The following is a 17,427-nucleotide window of genomic DNA, read 5'->3' on the forward strand; positions in this document are numbered from 1 at the left end:
ATGCGCTTCGTCGACGAGTACCGCGACGCCGAGAAGGCACGCGCCCTCTCCGCCAGGATCGCGAGCCTGTGCGAGCCGGGCCGGGCCTACAAGTTCATGGAGGTGTGCGGCGGCCACACCCACACCATCTACAAGCACGGCCTGGAGGACTACCTGCCCGAGACCATCACGCTGGTGCACGGGCCCGGCTGCCCGGTGTGCGTGATCCCGATGGGGCGGGTGGACGACGCCATCCACATCGCCGAGCAGCCCGACGTCGTCATGACCTCCTTCGGGGACATGATGCGGGTCCCTGGCGGGCGCGGCTCGTTCTTCGACTCCATGGCCCAGGGTGCCGCGATCCGCATGGTCTACTCGCCGCTGGACGCGCTCAAGGTGGCCAGGCAGAACCCGGACAAGCGCGTGGTCTTCATGGCCATCGGCTTCGAGACCACGGCGCCGTCCACCGCCATGACGGTGCTGCGGGCGGCGGCAGAGGGTCTCGGCAACTTCTCGGTCTTCTGCAACCACGTGACGATCATCCCCGCGATCAAGGCCATCCTGGACTCGCCCGACCTGCGGCTGGACGGCTTCATCGGCCCCGGTCACGTCTCGACCGTCATCGGCTGCCGGCCGTACGAGTTCATCGCCCGCGACTACGGCAAACCGCTGGTCGTGGCGGGCTTCGAACCGCTGGACATCCTGCAGTCGATCTACATGCTGCTCGTGCAGCTGGCCGAGGGCCGCTCCGAGGTCGAGAACCAGTACGCGCGCGTGGTGCCCTGGGCGGGCAACCTCACAGCGCTCAAGGTCATCAACGAGGTGATGGAGCTGCGTCCGTACTTCGAGTGGCGGGGTCTCGGCTTCATCTCCCACTCCGCGCTGAGGATGCGGGAGAAGTACGCCGCCTTCGACGCCGAGCAGATCTTCGAGATCCCCGGCGGCAGGGTGGCCGATCCGAAGGCCTGCCAGTGCGGCGAGGTGCTGAAGGGCGTGCTCAAGCCGTGGGAGTGCAAGGTGTTCGGCACCGCCTGCACGCCGGAGACGCCGATCGGCACCTGCATGGTCTCCTCCGAGGGCGCCTGCGCCGCGTACTACAACTTCGGCCGCTTCTCGCGCGAGCGGGTGAGGGAGGCGACGCGGTGACCGGCGTGGAGAGGACGGGCACCGACCGGGCCCGCCTCGGCGGGACGGACCTCGGCGGGACGGGCATCGGCGGCACCGCCGACTGGGCGGAGGCGGCCGTGCGCGAGCACGCGGCCGAAGCCGAGGGACCCAGCCGCGAGGAGCAGGTGCTCGAACGGATCGACCGGGCGCGCCGCCGCAAGGCCAGGGTGAAGGAGGAGCACATCACCATGGCCCACGGCTCGGGCGGCAAGGCGACGCAGACGCTGGTGGAGGCGGTCTTCCTGGAGTCGTTCCGCAACCCGCTGCTCGAGCCGCTCGAGGACGGCGCCGTGCTGGACGTCGGTACGGCCAGGCTCGCCTTCACCACCGACTCCTACGTGGTGTCGCCGCTGTTCTTCCCCGGAGGGGACATCGGCGACCTGGCCGTCAACGGCACCGTCAACGACCTGTCGGTGTGCGGCGCCCGCCCGCTGTACCTGTCGGCCGGATTCGTGCTCGAGGAGGGCTTCCCCGTCGAGGACCTGCGGCGCATCACCGCCTCGATGGCGGCGGCGGCCGCCGCCGCGGGCGTGCTCATCGTGACCGGGGACACCAAGGTCGTGCAGAGGGGCAAGGCCGACGGCTGCTACGTCAACACCGCCGGTGTCGGGCTGATGGACCGGCGCTTCGACCTGGGGGTCTCCCGCGCGCGTCCCGGCGACGCGATCCTGGTGTCGGGACCGATCGGCGAGCACGGCGTCACCATCATGCTCGCCAGGGGTGAGCTGGACATCGAGGCCGACCTGACGTCGGACACCGCGCCGCTGAACGGCCTGACCGCGGCGCTGCTCGACGCGTGCGCCGGCGAGGATGACGGCGCGGGCGCCGGTGAGGACGGTGGCGGGGCCGGCGGCGGGGGCGCGGTGCGCTGTCTGCGCGACGCCACCCGCGGCGGGGTCGCGACGATACTCAACGAGATCGCGCGCGCCTCGGGCGTGGCCGTGGTCGTCGACGAGGAGGCCGTCCCGGTACGGCCGGGCGTGCGCGGCGCGTGCGAGTTGCTCGGCATCGACCCGCTCTACGTCGCCTGCGAAGGCCGCATGGTCGTGGTCGTCGACGGTGCGGCGGCCGACACCGCCCTTGCGGCCCTGCGAGGGCACCCGCTGGGCGAGGGTGCCGCGCTGGTCGGCCACGTCAAGGACGATCCCGCGGGTCTGGTGCTGCTGAAGACCGCCTTCGGCGGCACCCGCATCGTCGACCTGCTGGTCGGCGACCCGCTCCCCCGCATCTGCTGATGACTTCTGACGGAGGTGCTGAACATGTCAGAGCCCCGCGAGCCCGAGGACCAGCACGGGTTCTCTCCCGACGTCGGACGCGGGAGCGAGGAGGCCCGCCAGGCCGGTGACCGTGCCTTCACGCCCGAGCAGGCCGCTCCGCCCGGCGAAGGGCGGGCGCCGTCCGAGGAGGAACGCGCCGGTGTCTCCGCCACCGACACCGAGCCGGGCACACCGCACGGCGTGGGCGAGAGCACCTCCAGGCGGGCGGAGGAGATCGCCGAGGAGGAAGAGGAGGCCGGAAGGGAGACGATCGGGGTGAAGGGCGAGTCGGGCCGGCCGTACGGCGGCTCGAGCGCCGAGGACTCCACGGGGGTGGGGCCGCAGGAGCCGCAGGACGGGGAGAGCCCGACCCTGCCCTCGGGCGACCAGGGCGGCTGACCCGCGCCGCTCAGCGAAGCCGGTCGCGGGCCGCGGCGACGGCGGCCTGGCCCAGGCTGATCCCGCCGTCGTTCGGCGGCACCCGCCGGTGCGTCAGGACGTGGAAGCCGCGCTCCTCCAGCAGCGCCGTGGCCCGCCCGAGCAGCAGGAGGTTCTGGAACACCCCGCCCGACAGCGCCACCGTGGACGGGCCGCCGGCCTGCCGTAGCCGGGTGCAGCCGTCGGCGACGGCAGCCGCGATCGCGTTGTGGAACCGGGCGGCTGTCACTGCCCGGTCCGTGCCCGCCCGCACGTCCTCCACGACCGCCCGGACCAGTTCGGCGCCGGGCACGACGAACGGCTCCTCCCCCACCAGGCGGCACGGGTAGGCGCCGTCCTCGGCCTGGTCGGCCCACTGTTCCAGCTCGATGGCGGCCTGGCCCTCGTAGGTGATCGCGTCGCGCTCGCCGACGATCGTCGCGACGGCGTCGAACAGCCTGCCCATGCTGGAGGTGGGAGGGGCGCCGACGCCGCGGCGGGCGAGCGCGACGACGGCCGCCCAGCGCTCCGCGTTGCGCCGGACGACGTCGAGGCCGGCCGGCACGTCGCCGTCGTAGGCCAGGTCGAGGTGGGCGGCGGCCATGCGCCACGGCTGCCTGATCGCCGCCGCGCCGCCGGGCATCGGCACCGTCGCCAGGTGGCCGGCCCGCCGGAAGCCGGTCAGGTCCGCGATCAGGAACTCGCCGCCCCACAGCGTGGCGTCCTCGCCGTAGCCGAGCCCGTCGAAGGCCACGCCGATGACCGGCCCCGCGACGCCGTTGTCGGCCAGGCACGAGGCGACGTGCGCGTGGTGGTGCTGCACGGCGACCAGGTCGAGGCCGTCCCTGGCCAGCGCGTACTTGGTGGACAGGTACTCCGGGTGCAGGTCGTGCGCCAGCACCTCGGGGACGATGTCGAACAGCCGCCCGAAGTGCTCGACGCCCTCGGTGAAGGAGCGCAGCGTCTCGTAGTTCTCCAGGTCGCCGATGTGGTGGGAGACGAAGGCGTGCCCGTCCCTGGCCAGGCAGAAGGTGTGCTTGAGTTCGGCGCCGCAGCCGAGGACGGGCCGCGGGAAGGGCCAGGCCAGCTCGAGCGGCTGGGGCACGTACCCCCGGGAGCGCCGCACGGGCAGCGCCTCGCCGCGGAAGACGCGTACCACCGAGTCGTCGGTGCGCATGTGGATGCGCCGGTCGTGGGTGAGGAAGGCGTCGGCGATGCCGCCCAGCCTGGGCACGGCCTCCTCGTCGACGTACACGATGGGTTCGTCGCAGACGTTTCCGCTGGTCAGCACGATGGGGGTGGCGAGCCGGCGGAGCAGGAGGTGGTGCAGCGGGGTGTAGGGCAGCATCAGGCCGAGCCAGTGGTTGCCGGGGGCCACCGGGGCGGCCACCTCGGCGTCCGGACGGCGGCGCAGCAGCACGATCGGGCGGGCCCGGCAGGTGAGCAGGCGCTCCTCCTCCCCGCCGACCTCGCACAGCAGGCGGGCGGCGGCCAGGTCGGGCACCATGACGGCGAACGGCTTGTCCTCCCTGTGCTTGCGGCGGCGCAGCGCCGCGACCGCGCTGTCGTCGGCGGCGACCGCGGCCAGGTGGTATCCGCCCAGCCCCTTGATCGCCAGGACGGCGCCGCCGGCCAGCAGCCGCGCCGTGCCCTCCACGGGATCGCCGTCGACCTGCCGCCCCTCGCGGTCGAGCAGCCGCAGGCCGGGCCCGCAGGCCGGGCAGCACACCGGCTGGGCGTGGAAGCGGCGGTCGGCCGGATCGTGGTACTCGCGCGCGCAGTCAGCGCACATGGCGAAGGCGGCCATCGTGGTGCGGGCCCTGTCGTACGGCACGCCGCGGACGATCGTGAAGCGCGGCCCGCAGTTGGTGCAGTTGGTGAAGGCGTAGCCGTGGCGGCGGTCGGCCGGGTCGTCCATCTCGCGCAGGCAGTCGGCGCAGGTCGCCACGTCGGGTGAGACGAGCGCCCGGCGCCGCCCGCCGGTGGCGCTGCCCGCGATGACGAAGCCCGCCTGGCCCGTGGCGGGGATGGCCCCCACGCTGATGCGCTCGATCGAGGCCAGCGGGGGCGGGCTGGCGCGCAGCGTCGCCAGGAACTCCTGGACCCGGGCGTGCGCACCCTCGACCTCGATGAACACCCCCCGCTCGTCGTTGCCGACCAGCCCGTCGAGGCCGAGCCCGGTGGCCAGGCCGTACACGAAGGGCCGGAACCCGACCCCCTGCACGACGCCTTCGACCAGGACCATGGCGCGGACACGCCTGCTCACCTCCTCATTGTCCGTCCGGACCCGGACGGGCGAGAAGCTGGGGGCGGCAAGGGAAAGTTGGTTATGGTCGTACAGAACCGTCGACAAGGTCTGTGCTCAAATGAAGCTTCCAGGCCGGAATCCAGGCCGGCGCACCTGACGTGCGCATCGTCGAGGCGAACACCGGGAAACCCATGGAAAGACGCAAGCATCTGCGCGGCATCGTCCAGCGGCGCGCCACGGACCTCGCAGGCGAGCTCGACCACCAGCTGGCCGAGTGGTCGCGGCGTACCGGGATCGCCGTCGAGACTTGGGCGTTGCCCTCCGAGCGGGTGCCCAGGCGGGTGGTCGAGGCGGTTCTGGGCTGCTTCGCCGAGGCGCTGTCCAACGTCGAGAAGCACAGCGGCGCGCGGGTCGTCTCCGTCGCCGTGACCGTGGGCGACAAGGGGCTGCGCCTCACGGTCAGCGACGAGGGAAGGGGTTTCGTCGGGCCGGCCGCCGGCCGCGGGATCGTCGCGATGCGCGCGCACCTGGCGTCCGTGGGCGGACGCTGCACCGTCACCAGCACCCTCGGCGGCGGCACGACGGTCAGCGGGGTGATCCCGCGCGCCGCCCTGCGCGGCCTCTAGCGAGGCGGGCGGGCCGTCAGGTGTGCTCGGAGATCAGGATCCCGCTGGTCGACGGCTCCAGCGCCTCGAAGACGTGCGGCAGGTCTCCCGGATAGGAGATGTAGTCGCCGGGACGCAGCTCCACCGGCTCGTCGACGACGCCCACCAGCGCCCGGCCGGCGGCCAGGACGACGTGCTCGATGACGCCGGGCATGTGGGGATCGGAGGAGCGCACGGTGCCGGGTTCGGCCTCGATGCGGTAGATGTCGCGGCGGGCGGCCGGGGGGCTGGCGGCCAGCAGGACGGCCCGGTAGTCGGCCTGCGCCGAGGCGACCGCCACGCCCTCGTCCGACCTGATCACCCGGACCCGCGGCCGGGGCGGGTCGATGATCTGGGAGAACGGCACGTTCAGCGCCGTCGACAGCGCCCACAGGGTCTCGAGGCTGGGATTGCCCTGTCCGGACTCCAGCTGGGAAAGGGTCGACTTGGCGATGCCGGCCCGGCGGGCCACCTCGGTGAGGGACAGGCCGGCGGCGCCGCGCTCGCGGCGCAGGGCGGCCGCGATGGATTTCATGGGAACGTCCCGCTCCATGTGTTCAGAATATCATCCGGCCGTTCGATTTGACGAACACGGACAGAAGTGTTCATTCTGGACTCCATGCGTTCGATAGTACGAACACTCGACCGCGGGCTGCTGCGCGACATCGCGCTGGTGAGCCTGGCGATCGGTGTGGTCGGCATCTCCTACGGGGCGACCGCCGTGGCGGCCGGCTTCCCGCTGTGGCTGCCGGCGATCCTCGGCCTGCTCGTACTGGCCGCGGGCTCCGAGTTCCTGTTCATCGGGATCATCGCGGCGGGCGGCAGTCCCATCGCCGCGGTGGTGGCCGGGCTCGCGGTCAACGCGCGCCACCTGCCGTTCGGGCTGGCCCTGCCCGACGTGCTCGGGCGCGGCTGGCGGCGGCTGCTCGGCACCCACCTCATGAACGACGAGTCGGTCGTCTTCGCCCTCTCACAGGAGGAGCCCGCGCGGAAGCGGGCCGCCTACTGGGCCTGCGGGATCGGCATCCTGATCTGCTGGCCGCTCGGCGCCGTGACCGGCGGCCTGGCCGGGGCCCTCATCGACGACACCGGGGCGCTGGGGCTCGACGCGATGTTCCCGGCCGTCCTGCTGGCGCTGGTCCTGCCGGCCCTGCGGGACAGGGACAAGCGCCACGCGGCGCTGGCCGGCGTCGTCGTCGCCCTGGCCGCCACGCCGTTCCTGCCCGCGGGGCTGCCCGTGCTGCTCTCGCTGGCCGGGCTGGCGCTCATCGCCACGCGCGCGGAGGCCTCCCGATGAACAGCCCCGTCGTGCTGGTGGCCGCGGCGCTGGTGCTCGCCGCGGGCACGTTCGCCTTCCGGCTGGCCGGCCCCCTGCTGCGTGACCGTGTCACCTTCCCGCCCCGGATGGAGCGGCTCATGGCGGCGGGCGCCGTCGTCCTGCTGGCCGCGCTGGTGGCGACGACGACCCTGACCGAGAAGGGGGGTCTGGCGGGCGTCGCCAGGGTGGCGGGGGTCGCGGTCGCCGGGGTGCTCGCCTGGCGCAGGGCGCCCTTCCTGGTGATCGTCCTGTCCGCGGCCGCCGTCACCGCGGGGCTGCGGCTGCTCGGCGTGCCATGACCGCCGGCCGCGGTCACCGCGCTCGTGCTCCATGGAGGATGCACACCAGGCCGATCTCGGCGACGTTCTTGGTCAGCTCCACGTTGAGCCAGCCCGCCACGTCGGCCAGCGTCTGCTCCTGCCCCCACAGCCCGGCGGTCCGGTCGGCGGAGTCGAGGTCGGCGTCGGTCAGCGACGACAGCCGCTCCTGCCAGTCCGCCTTCAGCCCGCGCAGCCACTCGGCCGCCGCGGCGGCGCCACCCGGCCAGATGATCTCCTCGCGCGGTGGCGCGCCGTCGCCGAAGCAGTGCCCGAGCGTGGTCGTCCACCAGAAGCCCATGTGCCAGGTCAGCCAGCCGATCGTGACCGCCGGCACCGGGTCGGGCTCGGGCACCTGCCAGTCGGCCACCCACCGGCCCCGACCGTCCTGACGCACGCTCCAGCAATGCGGCGCCGGCTCCCACAGGCACAGCGCGTCGTCGATGTCCTTGAGGTGGTGGTCGAACAGCGCCCAGGCGATGTCGAGCTGGCGCAGGAGGAGGTCGATACGGGCCACAGTCATGCGCGGGAGTCTGGCAGCGACGGCGGGGGACTACCACCGATTATCCCGCGGCCGCCTTGGCGATCAGCGTGGCGGCGTGCCGTACCTCCTGCTCGGTGCTCCAGCGGCCCAGCGACAGCCGCAGCGCGGCCAGCGCGCGCTCCGGCGGCAGTCCCATGGCCAGCAGCACGGGCGAGGGGGCGTCGACGCCTTCGTGGCAGGCCGAGCCGGTGGAGGCGGCGATCTCAGGCACGGCGGCCAGCAGGGCACGGCCGCTGGTGCCGTCGATGCTGACGTTCAGCGTGCCGGGCAGGCGCGCGTCCGGGTGACCGTTGAGGCGCACCCGGCCCGGCAGCCGGGCCTCCAGCTCCGCCTGCAGCAGGTCGCGCAGCGCGGCCAGCCGTACGGCGCTGCCGGGCAGCTCGCGCCGGGCGGTCTCGGCGGCCTGGCCCAGGGCGGCGGCGAAGGCGACGTTCTCCGTGCCGGCCCGCAGGCCGCGCTCCTGGCCGCCGCCCGGGATGACGGGACGAAGCGGGGTGCCGGCACGCACGTACAGCGCGCCCACCCCCTTCGGGGCGTACATCTTGTGGCCGACCACGGTCAGCAGGTCCACACCGAGCGCCGCCACATCGACGGCCACCTTCCCGACGGCCTGGGCGGCGTCGGTGTGGAACAGCGCGCCGCTCTCCCGCGCGACGGCGGCCAGCTCGGCGATCGGCTGGATCGTGCCGGTCTCGCTGTTGCCGTAGGCGACCGACACCAGCGCGATGTCCCCTTGCCGCACGGCCGCGCGCAGGTCGCCGGGATCGACGCGGCCGTGGCCGTCCACCGGCAGCGGCGTCACGATGAAGCCCTCGGCCCGCAGGCCGTCGCAGGACCGCAGCACGGCGGGGTGCTCGGTGGCCGGCGCGACGACCCGCCGCCGCCCGGGGTCGCCGGCGCGGACGGCCAGGGCGGCGCCGCGGACGGCCAGGGCGTCGGCCTCGGAGCCGCCGCCGGTGAAGATCACCTCTGAGGGCTCGGCGCCGAGCAGCTCGGCCACCTGCCGGCGGGCACGGTCGAGGGCCGCGCGCGGCGCGCGGGCGTAGGCGTGGCCGCTGGAGGGGTTGCCGAAGTGGGCCGTCAGGTACGGCAGCGCCGCCTCCAGCGCTTCGGGGTCCACCGGGGTGGTGGCGTTGTAGTCCAGGTAGACGGGCGCGCCCGCGAGCGCGGGATGCGTCATGGCGGCCTCCTCGGGAGCGGATGAAGATCGCGATCCCGGCCGAACGTAGCAGGAGGGGCTCCCCCCGGGAAGTCAAGCTATTGCTTAGGAAAGTTTCTTTATAAAGAGTGGACTCGACCGTCCCTCTCCCCCCATTGGAGCACACATGCGTCTCCGCCCCCTCGTCCTGGCCGCCGGCTTGTGCGCCGCGCTGGTCACCCTCGCCACCCCCGCCCACTCCGCCGCCGTCGTCGACGTCCCCTTCGGCCCTCTCTCGATCGGCGACTACTGCCGCGCCAAGGTCTCCTCCTCCGCCTGGATCGGCTTCTACGAGTCGAGCGGCCTGCGGTGCTACGGCAGCGGCCCCGGAGGCGGCCTGCAGTACGCCGGGTCCGGTGACCCGTACCTGGCCTGCAAGTTCCTCACGACCGACGTGGTCATGAGCGCCTTCCGCGGCACCTCCGACGCCCTGGTGTGCCGGGTGATCCGCTGACGGTCCCCTCCCGCCGTGCCCGCGAGGGCGCGGCGGCCCTCCACCGGCGCCGGGCGTACACCGTTCGGTGTAGCCCCTACCCCGAACGGTGCACAGGACGGTGACGATCACCGGATGACGCGGCCCCGCGCGGCATGCGGCGCTCGCGCCCGCGGAACGCCACCCCCGCTGCCCGGTCCAGCCGGCCGCTACCCCGGCGTGCGCGTGCCTCGCAGGTGGGTCATCCCGGGGACGAGAAGCAGGCATGGCGGGATCACCAGCACGAGCCCCGCCGCGCCCAGAAGGACGGCCTGGTCGCCGGTCAGGTTCGTCAGCGGCCCGGTCACCGCCTGGCCGAACGGCATGAGGCCGAAGGTGGCGAGCCAGGCCAGCGAGGTGATCCGCCCGATCAGGTGGTCGGGTACCTCGCGGTACATCGCGACGTCCCAGCAGAGGGCGTACGTCTCCACGCCGAAGCCGGCGATGAGGTAACAGCAGAAGAGCACCCAGATCGAAGGGGCGTACAGCAGGCCGAGAGGGACGAGGGCATACAGCGACATCGAGCACATGGCCACGACTCCCGAGCGCCGGGGGCGCCAGGCCATCATCGTGACGCTGCTGATCAGCCCGCCGGCGCCGTAGCACGCGAGGGCCGTGCCGTACGCCGTGTAGGAGCCGAACATGTCCCGGCTCAGCACGGGCAGGAGCACCTGGCTGGGCGCGATCACGAACATGAGGCTGACCGGGGAGAACAGGAGCAGGGCCGTCAGCCACGGCCGGCGCCCCGCCTCGGCGAATCCCGCCGTCGCCTCCTTGAGGAGGGAACGGCGGGCGACCGGCGTCCATGACGGCTCCGCGACTCCGCGAAGGGCGAGCGCGGCGGCGGCGAACACGAGCGCCGCCAGCACGAAGGGAAGGACCCGGCTCCCGCCGGCGAGCAGCGTGCCGATCACCGGACCGGTGATGACCCCCACCCGGGTGCAGATGTTGACCAGGGCCCGGCCGGACATCCGCCGGTCCTCGTCCAGCGAGCCCGCCAGGATGGCGTTGAACGCGGGCCGGATGAACGCCTCGGCGGCGCCGACCACGAACAGGACGGTGGCCGGCAGCCACACGGCGGCGGTGTGCCCGCCCACGACGATGGGCACGCTCGCCGCGGCGGCGTCGACGGCGAGCATGACGGTCAGGATCCGCCGTCGCGACAGGCGATCGGACCAGACTCCCCCTACCAGGAGCAGGCACAACGACGCGACGCCCTTGGCGGCGAGCACGACGCCGACCGTGGCCGCGTCGCCCCCGGCGCTGAGCACGGAGACGGTGACGGCGACCGCGAGGACCTGCTCGCCCACCACGAAGCCGAGCTGCGCCAGCGCGATCATCCGGAAGGCGGGATTCCGCAGTGCCGTCAGATCGATGCCCGCCGGTATGAGCCGCACGATGCCAGTCCCCCGGCTTCTCTGCCCGGAGCGCGAACTCGACGAGCGCTGACGTGGCGGCCGCGAACATGCGCCGGGCGGCTTCGAGGACACTCCGGAACCCGCCTACAACAGGCTGACGGCCCGGTCAACGGCGCCCGCCACGTCTCCGTCGGCCGGATAGAGAAGCGACCGGCCGGGTACCAGGCCGAGCGCCGTCGGCATCCTCAGCGCGCGTTTCCATCGGTCGAAAATCCGCTCGGTATCGGTGCCGTCGCCGCCGAGCAGCAACACCGGCAGGGTCGAGGACGCCAGGACGTGGGTCATGTCGTCGATGGCGGGGAGTTTCAGCCAGGTGTAGGCGCTGCGCCGACCCAGCCCGCACGCGATGACGATCGACCGGATCACGGCCTCCGGTGACAGGTCGTTGCGGATCCTGCCGTCGATCCACCGGGAGATGAACGGCTCGACCATCGCGATCAGCTTGCGGTCGTTGAGCTCGTTCACCGCCCGCGCGGTGTTCTCCAGCACCGAAGGCGTGGCGGCGTCGTCCAGCGCGATCCTCGTCAGCGTCTTGCCCCCGTCGAAGCCCATGGCCGCGATGGTCTCCGCGTCGTAGCCGGTGAAACGGTCGTCGATCTCGAACGACGAGCCGGCCAAGCCGGTGCGATTCATGGACCCGAAGACCGACTTGCCGTCCAGGACGCCCAGCAGCAGCAGGTCTTCCAGGATGTCGGCGGTGCCCATCACGCCGGTGACGCCTGGACGTTCGAGCGCCGTGCAGAGCCGGTCCAGGAGATCGCCCCGATCCGCCATGGCCATCGGATCGCCGCCCGCGCCGAGCGCGCCGCGCGCTGGATGGTCCGCGGCGATGATCATCACTCGGCCGTGCTCGCCCAGCACGGAGGGCGCCGGTATGCGAAGCCTCGCGGCCTCGGCGATCGCCTCGGGGTTGTGCACGCGTGTCCGCACGATCTCGGCCACCCTGGCAGCCACGGCGCTCCTCCAAAGGGGCAGCTTGTCAGGACATAGTTTTGTCCTGACAAGACTTATCAGCCGGCAAACCCCGAGTCAATGCGAAGCGGATCGACGGCCGGGCGACGTGGTCCGCACCCTGCGAGCCGCGGAACGCGGAGGTCGGGCGGCGCTCCGAACCAGCACGGAAGGGCGCCCGTCCCACCCGGGGCAGGCAGCGACCGGGACCTTCGGTCGTCCTCTAGCCGGTCGGCGTGATGGGTCCGTGCAGGCGCACGCCCTCGAGGGAGAGCCGAGACTCGTAGGCCCCCGCCAGGTCGCGCAGCGCCGACCCGCAGTCGCCGTGGTAGACGGGCCCGTGCATGAGGCAGAGCGCCGTCGGCTCCAGCCCGGCCAGCGCGCGCATGGTGGGACCGGTGGACGGGGTGAGACAGGTCGCGCCGTAGGCGTCCTCCGCCGCCAGCGCGGGGCTGACGATCTCCTTGTCGGTCATGGCGGGCGCCGGGCCCATCGCGGTGAACAGGTCGCCGCACAGCAGGGTGCCGGCGGTCTCCTCGTAGAACAGGCCCGCGTCCCAGCCGTGCGGGACGTGCGGCGTCTCGATCCGCCGCACCCGCCTGCCGCCCAGGTCCATGACCTCGCCGTCGGCCAGCGGCCGGGGCGGCCGGTCGGCGAGGTCGTTCACCGACACCAGGCACCCCACGCGGCCGTGCGCCACCTGGGCCCGGGGCGCGGCGGCCAGCCAGGCGTTCATCGATCCGCACTCGTCGGCCTCGACGTGACCGAAGGTGATCCAGCGCAGCCGCTCCAGACCGATGAGGCGGTCGACGGCCGCCGACACCGGGAGGAACAGCGCGCGCAGCCCGGTGTGGAACAGCAGCGGCTCCTCGGCGTCGATCAGGTACTGGTTGAACATGATGCCGGCGTCAGGGACGAACGTGGACATCCGGTAGACGTCCGGCGCGACCTCGGTGACGGTGGTGTCCATCCTGGTGCCCCCTCGCGGCGGGTCCCCCTTCCGCCATCGTCTCACGGGGCACTGGTGATCTCCGCGGCCGGCGTCCGGTGCGCGCGTGAGGCCAGTCCATCTCCTGCAGCCACCGGGGGCGAGCGTTCCCCGAGGCCGGATCCCTCGGCAGGGGTTCGCAGGCGGGGATCCGCCCGGCCCTTCCTGCTGAGAGTGGTCTCAGGTTCGGCCGCGCGGGCGAACATATCGCGATATATCGTCCTAACCGGGAACATGTGATCCTCCGGCGGTGGTTGTCCCGGAGATACTGGCTTGTGGAGGGTGAGCGATGGCGGCGATGCGGACAGTGGGCCGATTGCTCGCGGGTGGGGCGGCGCTGGCCGCGGCGGGCTGGGCGTTGCGCGACGTGCCCGCGGAGCTGGGCGTCCGGCCGTTGACCTCGGGCGAGGAGCGGGCCGGCAGGATCCGCCGCTCGCGGCAGTTCAGGGACGGCGTCTTCTACAACCCCATGCCGGAGCCGACCAGGGTGGGCGCGCCGTCCCCCGGCCTGCTGCGCGAGCTGATGAGGGACCGCGAGTCGCGCCGTCCCCCCGGCCCGATCCCGCTGCGCACGCCCGCCGCCACGGCTCCGTCACCGACCGGGCTGAGCGTCGTCTGGTACGGCCACGCCTCCACGCTCGTGGAGATCGAGGGCAGGCGGGTGCTGTTCGACCCGGTGTGGAGCAGGCGGGTCTCCCCCACGCCGTTCGTCGGCCCGCGGCGGCACCACCCGGTGCCCGTCGCCATCGAGGAGGTGCCGAAGCTCGACGCGATCGTCATCTCGCACGACCACTACGACCACCTGGACCTGTCGACGGTGCGCAGGCTCACCCGCATCTCCAAGGCGCCGTTCCTGGTGCCGCTCGGCATCGGCGCGCACCTGGAGCGATGGGGCGTGCCGCTGTACCGGATCATCGAGCTGGACTGGGAGGAGGAGGCGATCGTCGCGGGGCTGCGTTTCGTCTCGACGGCCGCCCGCCACTTCTCCGGCCGGTCTGTGACCCGCAACGACACGCTGTGGGGTTCGTGGGTGGTCGCGGGCGCCCGGCGCAGGGTCTTCTACGCCGGCGACTCGGGCTACTTCGAGGGATACGCCACGATCGGCGCGGACCACGGCCCGTTCGACCTCACGCTCATGCCGATCGGCGCCTACAGCCCAGCATGGCCCGACATCCACATGAACCCGGAGGAGGCGGTGAACGCCCACGTCGACCTGGGCGGCTCGGTGCTGCTGCCGGTGCACTGGGCGACGTTCACCCTGGCCCTGCACCCGTGGTCGGAGCCGGTCGACCGGCTGTGGCGCGAGGCCAAGGCGCGCGACGTCTCGATCGTGGTCCCGCGTCCCGGCGAGCTGGTCGACACCGCCTCGGTGCCGGCGGTCGACGCCTGGTGGCAGGCCGTACAGTCGTAGGCGTGAGCAACATCGAACCCAACCCGCAGGAGACGGTGTGCGCGGCGGGCGAGCCCGTCCGCGAGCTGGTGCGAGGGCACGAGGTCGCGCTCGGCGGGCCGCGCGCGATGACGGTCACCCGCACCCTGCCCGCCGTGGGGCGGCGCATGGTGGGCGCGTGGTGCTTCGTCGACCAGTACGGCCCCGAGACGGCCCGGATGCGGGTGCCGCCGCATCCGCACACCGGCCTGCAGACCGTCACCTGGCTCGTGGCAGGCGAGGTGCTCCACCGTGACAGCCTCGGCAGCCTCCAGCCGGTACGGCCGGGCCAGCTCAACCTGATGACGGCCGGGCGCGGCATCTCCCACTCGGAGGAGTCGCCGCGGACGGAGCTGCACGGCGTGCAGCTGTGGGTGGCGCTGCCCGAGGCGGCGCGCCACGTGGCGCCGCACTTCGAGCACCACGGCGACCTGCCGGTGGTACGTGGGCCCGGACACGCGGCGACGGTCCTCATGGGTTCCTTCGGCGGCGCCGCCTCCCCCGCGAGCACCTACACGCCGCTGGTCGGCGTCGAGGTGTCGGTCGACGGCACGGCCGAGCTGCCGATCCGGCCCGACTTCGAGCACGCGGCGCTGACCCTGGACGGCACGCTGACCGTCGACGGCGAGGCGCTGCCCGCCGGGCCGCTGCTGTATCTCGGGCTCGGCCGGTCCGCGCTGCGGGTGTCGGGCACCGGGCGGCTGCTGCTGATCGGCGGCGTGCCGTTCGAGGAGGAGATCGTGATGTGGTGGAACTTCGTCGGCCGCACGCACGAGGAGATCGAGACCTTCCGCAAGGAGTGGGCGGAGGGCACGCTCTTCGGCCGGGTCACCGGGTTCGACGGCGACCCGTTGCGCGCTCCCGCCCTCCCCACGGCCCGTCTCAAGCCGCGCGGCCGGACCCGCTAGCCGTCACAGGGCCTCGAGCAGGCGGCCGATCTCGTCCTCGGTGTTGTAGTAGTGCACCGAGGCGCGCACGGCCGACCCGGGCGACACGGTGTCGAAACGCTGGTCGGGCTCGGTGGCGCTGACGTTGATGCCCTGCTCGCGCAGCCGCAGCTTCACCGCGGTGCTGTCCTGGCCCGCCACGGTGAAGGTGACGATGCCCGAACGCCTGGCGCCGCGGTCGTGCACGGTCACGCCGGGCTTGCCGGCCAGTCCCGCGCGCAGGGTCTCGGCCAGTTCGGCCACCCTGGCCTCGATCTCCTCCAGACCGATCGCCAGCGCGTAGTCGACGGCCGCGCCGAGTCCGAGCTGGCCGGCGAAATAGCGCTCCCACGTCTCGAACCTGAGGGCGCTGTCGCGGATCTCGTAGGTCGTGGGGGTCACCCAGCTGGCCGCGTGCAGGTCGAGGAAGGGCGGCTCGAGGCCGCGCATCGCGCTGCGCCGCGCGTAGAGGAAACCGGTGCCGCGCGGGCCGCGCAGGAACTTGCGCCCGGTGGCGGACAGGAAGTCGCAGCCGATCTCGTCGACGTCGAGGGCGATCTGGCCGACGGACTGGCAGGCGTCGAGGAGGTAGAGCACGCCGGCGTCCCTGCACCGCCTGCCGACCTCGGCGGCGGGGCTGACCAGGCCGTTGTGGGTGGGCACGTGGTTGATGGCCACCAGGCGCACGCCGCCCCTGCCCAGCTCGGACTCCAGGCGGTCGAGGTCGATGGTGCCGTCGGCGTCGTCGGGGATCACCTCGACGGTGACGCCGCGCGAGCGGGCGATCTGGAGGAAGGCGATGCCGTTGCTGACGTACTCGCTGGTGGTCGTCAGGATCCTGTCGCCCTCCTGGAAGGGGATGCCGTAGAAGGCCATGTCCCAGGCGCGGGTGGCGTTCTCGACGTAGGCGATCTCGTCGCGGTGGGCGCCGAGCAGGGTGGCGACGGAGTCGTAGAAGCCCTCCAGCCGCTCGGCCTCCCGGTCCTTGGCCTCGTAGCCGCCGATGGCCGACTCCAGGTCGAGGTGTTCCTTGACGGTGTCCATGACGACGCGCGGGGGCAGTGCCGCGCCGGCGTTGTTGAAATGGATCACATGCGCGCAGCCAGGGGTCTCCGCACGCGCCTTGTCAATGTCGATCACATGTCACACGCTATCAATACACCGAGATGTGCGGATGGTCGTAGTGGTTGGCGGTGGTTCCGCCCCTGTTCGACATCGTGCGCCAGGTCTTGGTCCTGACGTGCCAGATCCGCTGCCGGTAGATCACGTACATGATGCCGAGCCGTTCGGCGTTCTTGACCACCCAGGCGGAGATCTCGTGGCCGCGCTGCGCCTCCTGGGCCGACGGCATGGCGCCGCCGCGGCTCAGCATGAAGTCGCAGGCGCGCCCGAGCGGATGCTCGCCGCCGTCCTGGATGGTCCGGTAGCACCCGATCCCGTACGGCACGCCGAACCGCTCCGCGATGAGCTTCTTGACCAGCCGCATCCTCGGCGTGATGTTGTCGGGACCCGAGGGCAGCTGCGGCACCCACGACCCGTCGGGCCTGCGCACGCCGGGCGTCGGGTAGAGGAGGTCGATCCTGTCCTTGATCTTCGCGATGACCTTCTCGGCGTCCTTCTTCTGGACCTCGAGCTCCTTGATCCGCGCGCCCAGCTCGTCGGCCCGCCGCTCGGCGTCGGTCTTGGCCTGCCGGTGCTCGTCGCGTACCCGCGTGAACCCCTCGAGGCGCGCGCCCTGCTCCTCGCCGATCGCCGTCAGCACGGCCATGCCGTCGAGGTCGACCTGGCCGAGCAAGGCGGGGACGATGCCGAGCCCGCCCGACATGTACTGCTCGGTGGCCATGAGGCGCAGCTGCGCCGACTCCCTGTCGAAGTCGGCCTGGGCGACCTTCAGCCGCTCGCGGGCGGTCTTCTCGACCTTCTCCACCTTCTGCAGCTCGACGCGGCTGCTGTAGTACTCGGTGATGAGCTTGTCGGACTTCTTCTGCAGCGCGGCCAGCTCTTTCTTGAGCTGCTTGACGCTCGGCCTGGGCTTGGCCCACGCTTCGGCCGGTGGCGACGCCAGGGGCATGGTCACCGCCAGACCGGCCGCGAGCACGATGCGGAGCGGGGCGCGCCGCCGGTCGCCGGGGGCCGCAACCGCCACGCTTCTCCT

Annotated in this window: 18 protein-coding genes; 9 read left to right on the plus strand and 9 right to left on the minus strand. The window is 72.6% G+C overall.

The window, feature by feature from the left end:
- From hypD to ACWDLG_RS21925, 3 genes are read left to right on the plus strand one after another with little or no spacing between them, the layout of a single operon-like run.
- Positions 1-1,125, plus strand: coding sequence for a hydrogenase formation protein HypD (gene hypD, locus ACWDLG_RS21915; protein ID WP_449922509.1), 1,125 nt, complete (start codon positions 1-3; stop codon positions 1,123-1,125).
- Positions 1,122-2,381, plus strand: coding sequence for a hydrogenase expression/formation protein HypE (gene hypE, locus ACWDLG_RS21920; RefSeq protein WP_449922511.1), 1,260 nt, complete (start codon positions 1,122-1,124; stop codon positions 2,379-2,381). The genes hypD and hypE overlap by 4 nt, the downstream gene beginning before the upstream one ends.
- Before the next feature lie 24 nt (positions 2,382-2,405).
- A complete protein-coding gene (locus tag ACWDLG_RS21925; RefSeq protein WP_449922513.1) occupies positions 2,406-2,801 on the plus strand; it encodes a hypothetical protein in 396 nt (131 codons plus the stop codon).
- A 10-nt stretch (positions 2,802-2,811) separates the two neighbouring features.
- Here the strand turns inward: ACWDLG_RS21925 and hypF are convergent, their stop codons facing one another.
- The gene (hypF, locus tag ACWDLG_RS21930) at positions 2,812-5,085 is read right to left on the minus strand and encodes a carbamoyltransferase HypF (protein ID WP_449922515.1); all 2,274 of its coding nucleotides are present in this window, start codon (positions 5,083-5,085) and stop codon (positions 2,812-2,814) included.
- Positions 5,086-5,258: 173 nt separating this feature from the next.
- Here hypF and ACWDLG_RS21935 point away from each other — a divergent pair, with 173 nt between their 5' ends.
- Entirely contained in the window at positions 5,259-5,693 is a 435-nt protein-coding gene (locus ACWDLG_RS21935) for a sensor histidine kinase (protein WP_449922517.1), read from the plus strand.
- Between the two features lie 16 nt (positions 5,694-5,709).
- Here the strand turns inward: ACWDLG_RS21935 and ACWDLG_RS21940 are convergent, their stop codons facing one another.
- The gene (locus tag ACWDLG_RS21940; protein ID WP_449922519.1) at positions 5,710-6,246 is read right to left on the minus strand and encodes a helix-turn-helix domain-containing protein; all 537 of its coding nucleotides are present in this window, start codon (positions 6,244-6,246) and stop codon (positions 5,710-5,712) included.
- Between the two features lie 84 nt (positions 6,247-6,330).
- On the opposite strand from ACWDLG_RS21940, the gene ACWDLG_RS21945 reads away from it, so the two are divergent.
- Together ACWDLG_RS21945 and ACWDLG_RS21950 are read left to right on the plus strand one after the other, a co-directional pair.
- Positions 6,331-7,008, plus strand: a complete 678-nt coding sequence (locus ACWDLG_RS21945) for an AzlC family ABC transporter permease (RefSeq protein ID WP_449922521.1) — start codon at positions 6,331-6,333, stop codon at positions 7,006-7,008.
- Positions 7,005-7,328 (plus strand): AzlD domain-containing protein, encoded by a 324-nt coding sequence (locus ACWDLG_RS21950; protein ID WP_449922522.1) that lies wholly within the window; start codon positions 7,005-7,007, stop codon positions 7,326-7,328. Before ACWDLG_RS21945 ends, ACWDLG_RS21950 begins: the two co-directional genes overlap by 4 nt.
- A 13-nt stretch (positions 7,329-7,341) precedes the next feature.
- On the opposite strand, the gene ACWDLG_RS21955 is transcribed toward ACWDLG_RS21950, so the two are convergent.
- Both ACWDLG_RS21955 and ACWDLG_RS21960 read right to left on the minus strand, forming a co-directional pair.
- Positions 7,342-7,869, minus strand: coding sequence for a DinB family protein (locus ACWDLG_RS21955; RefSeq protein WP_449922524.1), 528 nt, complete (start codon positions 7,867-7,869; stop codon positions 7,342-7,344).
- 40 nt (positions 7,870-7,909) lie between these two features.
- Positions 7,910-9,070: a cysteine desulfurase family protein gene (locus ACWDLG_RS21960; protein WP_449922526.1), complete on the minus strand. Its 1,161-nt coding sequence runs from the start codon at positions 9,068-9,070 to the stop codon at positions 7,910-7,912.
- A 145-nt stretch (positions 9,071-9,215) separates the two neighbouring features.
- On the opposite strand from ACWDLG_RS21960, the gene ACWDLG_RS21965 reads away from it, so the two are divergent.
- Positions 9,216-9,542, plus strand: a complete 327-nt coding sequence (locus ACWDLG_RS21965; RefSeq protein WP_449922528.1) for a hypothetical protein — start codon at positions 9,216-9,218, stop codon at positions 9,540-9,542.
- 188 nt (positions 9,543-9,730) lie between these two features.
- On the opposite strand, the gene ACWDLG_RS21970 is transcribed toward ACWDLG_RS21965, so the two are convergent.
- The 3 genes from ACWDLG_RS21970 to ACWDLG_RS21980 form a co-directional block, all read right to left on the minus strand.
- Positions 9,731-10,957 carry an MFS transporter gene (locus ACWDLG_RS21970; RefSeq protein WP_449922530.1) on the minus strand — a complete coding sequence of 409 codons (1,227 nt, stop codon included), beginning with the start codon at positions 10,955-10,957 and terminating at the stop codon, positions 9,731-9,733.
- Positions 10,958-11,062: 105 nt separating this feature from the next.
- Positions 11,063-11,932 carry a Cgl0159 family (beta/alpha)8-fold protein gene (locus tag ACWDLG_RS21975; RefSeq protein ID WP_449922532.1) on the minus strand — a complete coding sequence of 290 codons (870 nt, stop codon included), beginning with the start codon at positions 11,930-11,932 and terminating at the stop codon, positions 11,063-11,065.
- A gap of 220 nt (positions 11,933-12,152) precedes the next feature.
- Entirely contained in the window at positions 12,153-12,899 is a 747-nt protein-coding gene (locus ACWDLG_RS21980; protein ID WP_354922184.1) for an oxygen-binding di-iron domain-containing protein, read from the minus strand.
- Positions 12,900-13,215: 316 nt separating this feature from the next.
- Between ACWDLG_RS21980 and ACWDLG_RS21985 the strand changes: the two genes are divergently transcribed.
- Entirely contained in the window at positions 13,216-14,328 is a 1,113-nt protein-coding gene (locus tag ACWDLG_RS21985) for an MBL fold metallo-hydrolase (protein WP_449922825.1), read from the plus strand.
- Between the two features lie 2 nt (positions 14,329-14,330).
- Positions 14,331-15,254 carry a pirin family protein gene (locus ACWDLG_RS21990; RefSeq protein ID WP_449922533.1) on the plus strand — a complete coding sequence of 308 codons (924 nt, stop codon included), beginning with the start codon at positions 14,331-14,333 and terminating at the stop codon, positions 15,252-15,254.
- 3 nt (positions 15,255-15,257) lie between these two features.
- Here ACWDLG_RS21990 and ACWDLG_RS21995 read toward each other — a convergent pair whose 3' ends face one another.
- Both ACWDLG_RS21995 and ACWDLG_RS22000 read right to left on the minus strand, forming a co-directional pair.
- The gene (locus tag ACWDLG_RS21995) at positions 15,258-16,412 is read right to left on the minus strand and encodes an aminotransferase class V-fold PLP-dependent enzyme (RefSeq protein ID WP_449922534.1); all 1,155 of its coding nucleotides are present in this window, start codon (positions 16,410-16,412) and stop codon (positions 15,258-15,260) included.
- A 13-nt stretch (positions 16,413-16,425) separates the two neighbouring features.
- A complete protein-coding gene (locus ACWDLG_RS22000; protein ID WP_449922535.1) occupies positions 16,426-17,418 on the minus strand; it encodes a coiled-coil domain-containing protein in 993 nt (330 codons plus the stop codon).
- Positions 17,419-17,427: the final 9 nt, after the last annotated feature.

This window comes from Nonomuraea sp. NPDC003727 (assembly GCF_053586935.1).

Bases quoted from the DNA above. Each gene is read 5' to 3' on its own strand.
- hypD (WP_449922509.1), top strand. From the start codon at position 1: ATGCGCTTCGTCGACGAGTACCGCGACGCCGAGAAGGCACGCGCCCTC.
- ACWDLG_RS21925 (WP_449922513.1), top strand. From the start codon at position 2,406: ATGTCAGAGCCCCGCGAGCCCGAGGACCAGCACGGGTTCTCTCCCGAC.
- ACWDLG_RS21935 (WP_449922517.1), top strand. From the start codon at position 5,259: ATGGAAAGACGCAAGCATCTGCGCGGCATCGTCCAGCGGCGCGCCACG.
- ACWDLG_RS21940 (WP_449922519.1), bottom strand. From the start codon at position 6,246: ATGAAATCCATCGCGGCCGCCCTGCGCCGCGAGCGCGGCGCCGCCGGC.
- ACWDLG_RS21945 (WP_449922521.1), top strand. From the start codon at position 6,331: ATGCGTTCGATAGTACGAACACTCGACCGCGGGCTGCTGCGCGACATC.
- ACWDLG_RS21950 (WP_449922522.1), top strand. From the start codon at position 7,005: ATGAACAGCCCCGTCGTGCTGGTGGCCGCGGCGCTGGTGCTCGCCGCG.
- ACWDLG_RS21955 (WP_449922524.1), bottom strand. From the start codon at position 7,869: ATGACTGTGGCCCGTATCGACCTCCTCCTGCGCCAGCTCGACATCGCC.
- ACWDLG_RS21960 (WP_449922526.1), bottom strand. From the start codon at position 9,070: ATGACGCATCCCGCGCTCGCGGGCGCGCCCGTCTACCTGGACTACAAC.
- ACWDLG_RS21965 (WP_449922528.1), top strand. From the start codon at position 9,216: ATGCGTCTCCGCCCCCTCGTCCTGGCCGCCGGCTTGTGCGCCGCGCTG.
- ACWDLG_RS21980 (WP_354922184.1), bottom strand. From the start codon at position 12,899: ATGGACACCACCGTCACCGAGGTCGCGCCGGACGTCTACCGGATGTCC.
- ACWDLG_RS21985 (WP_449922825.1), top strand. From the start codon at position 13,216: ATGCGGACAGTGGGCCGATTGCTCGCGGGTGGGGCGGCGCTGGCCGCG.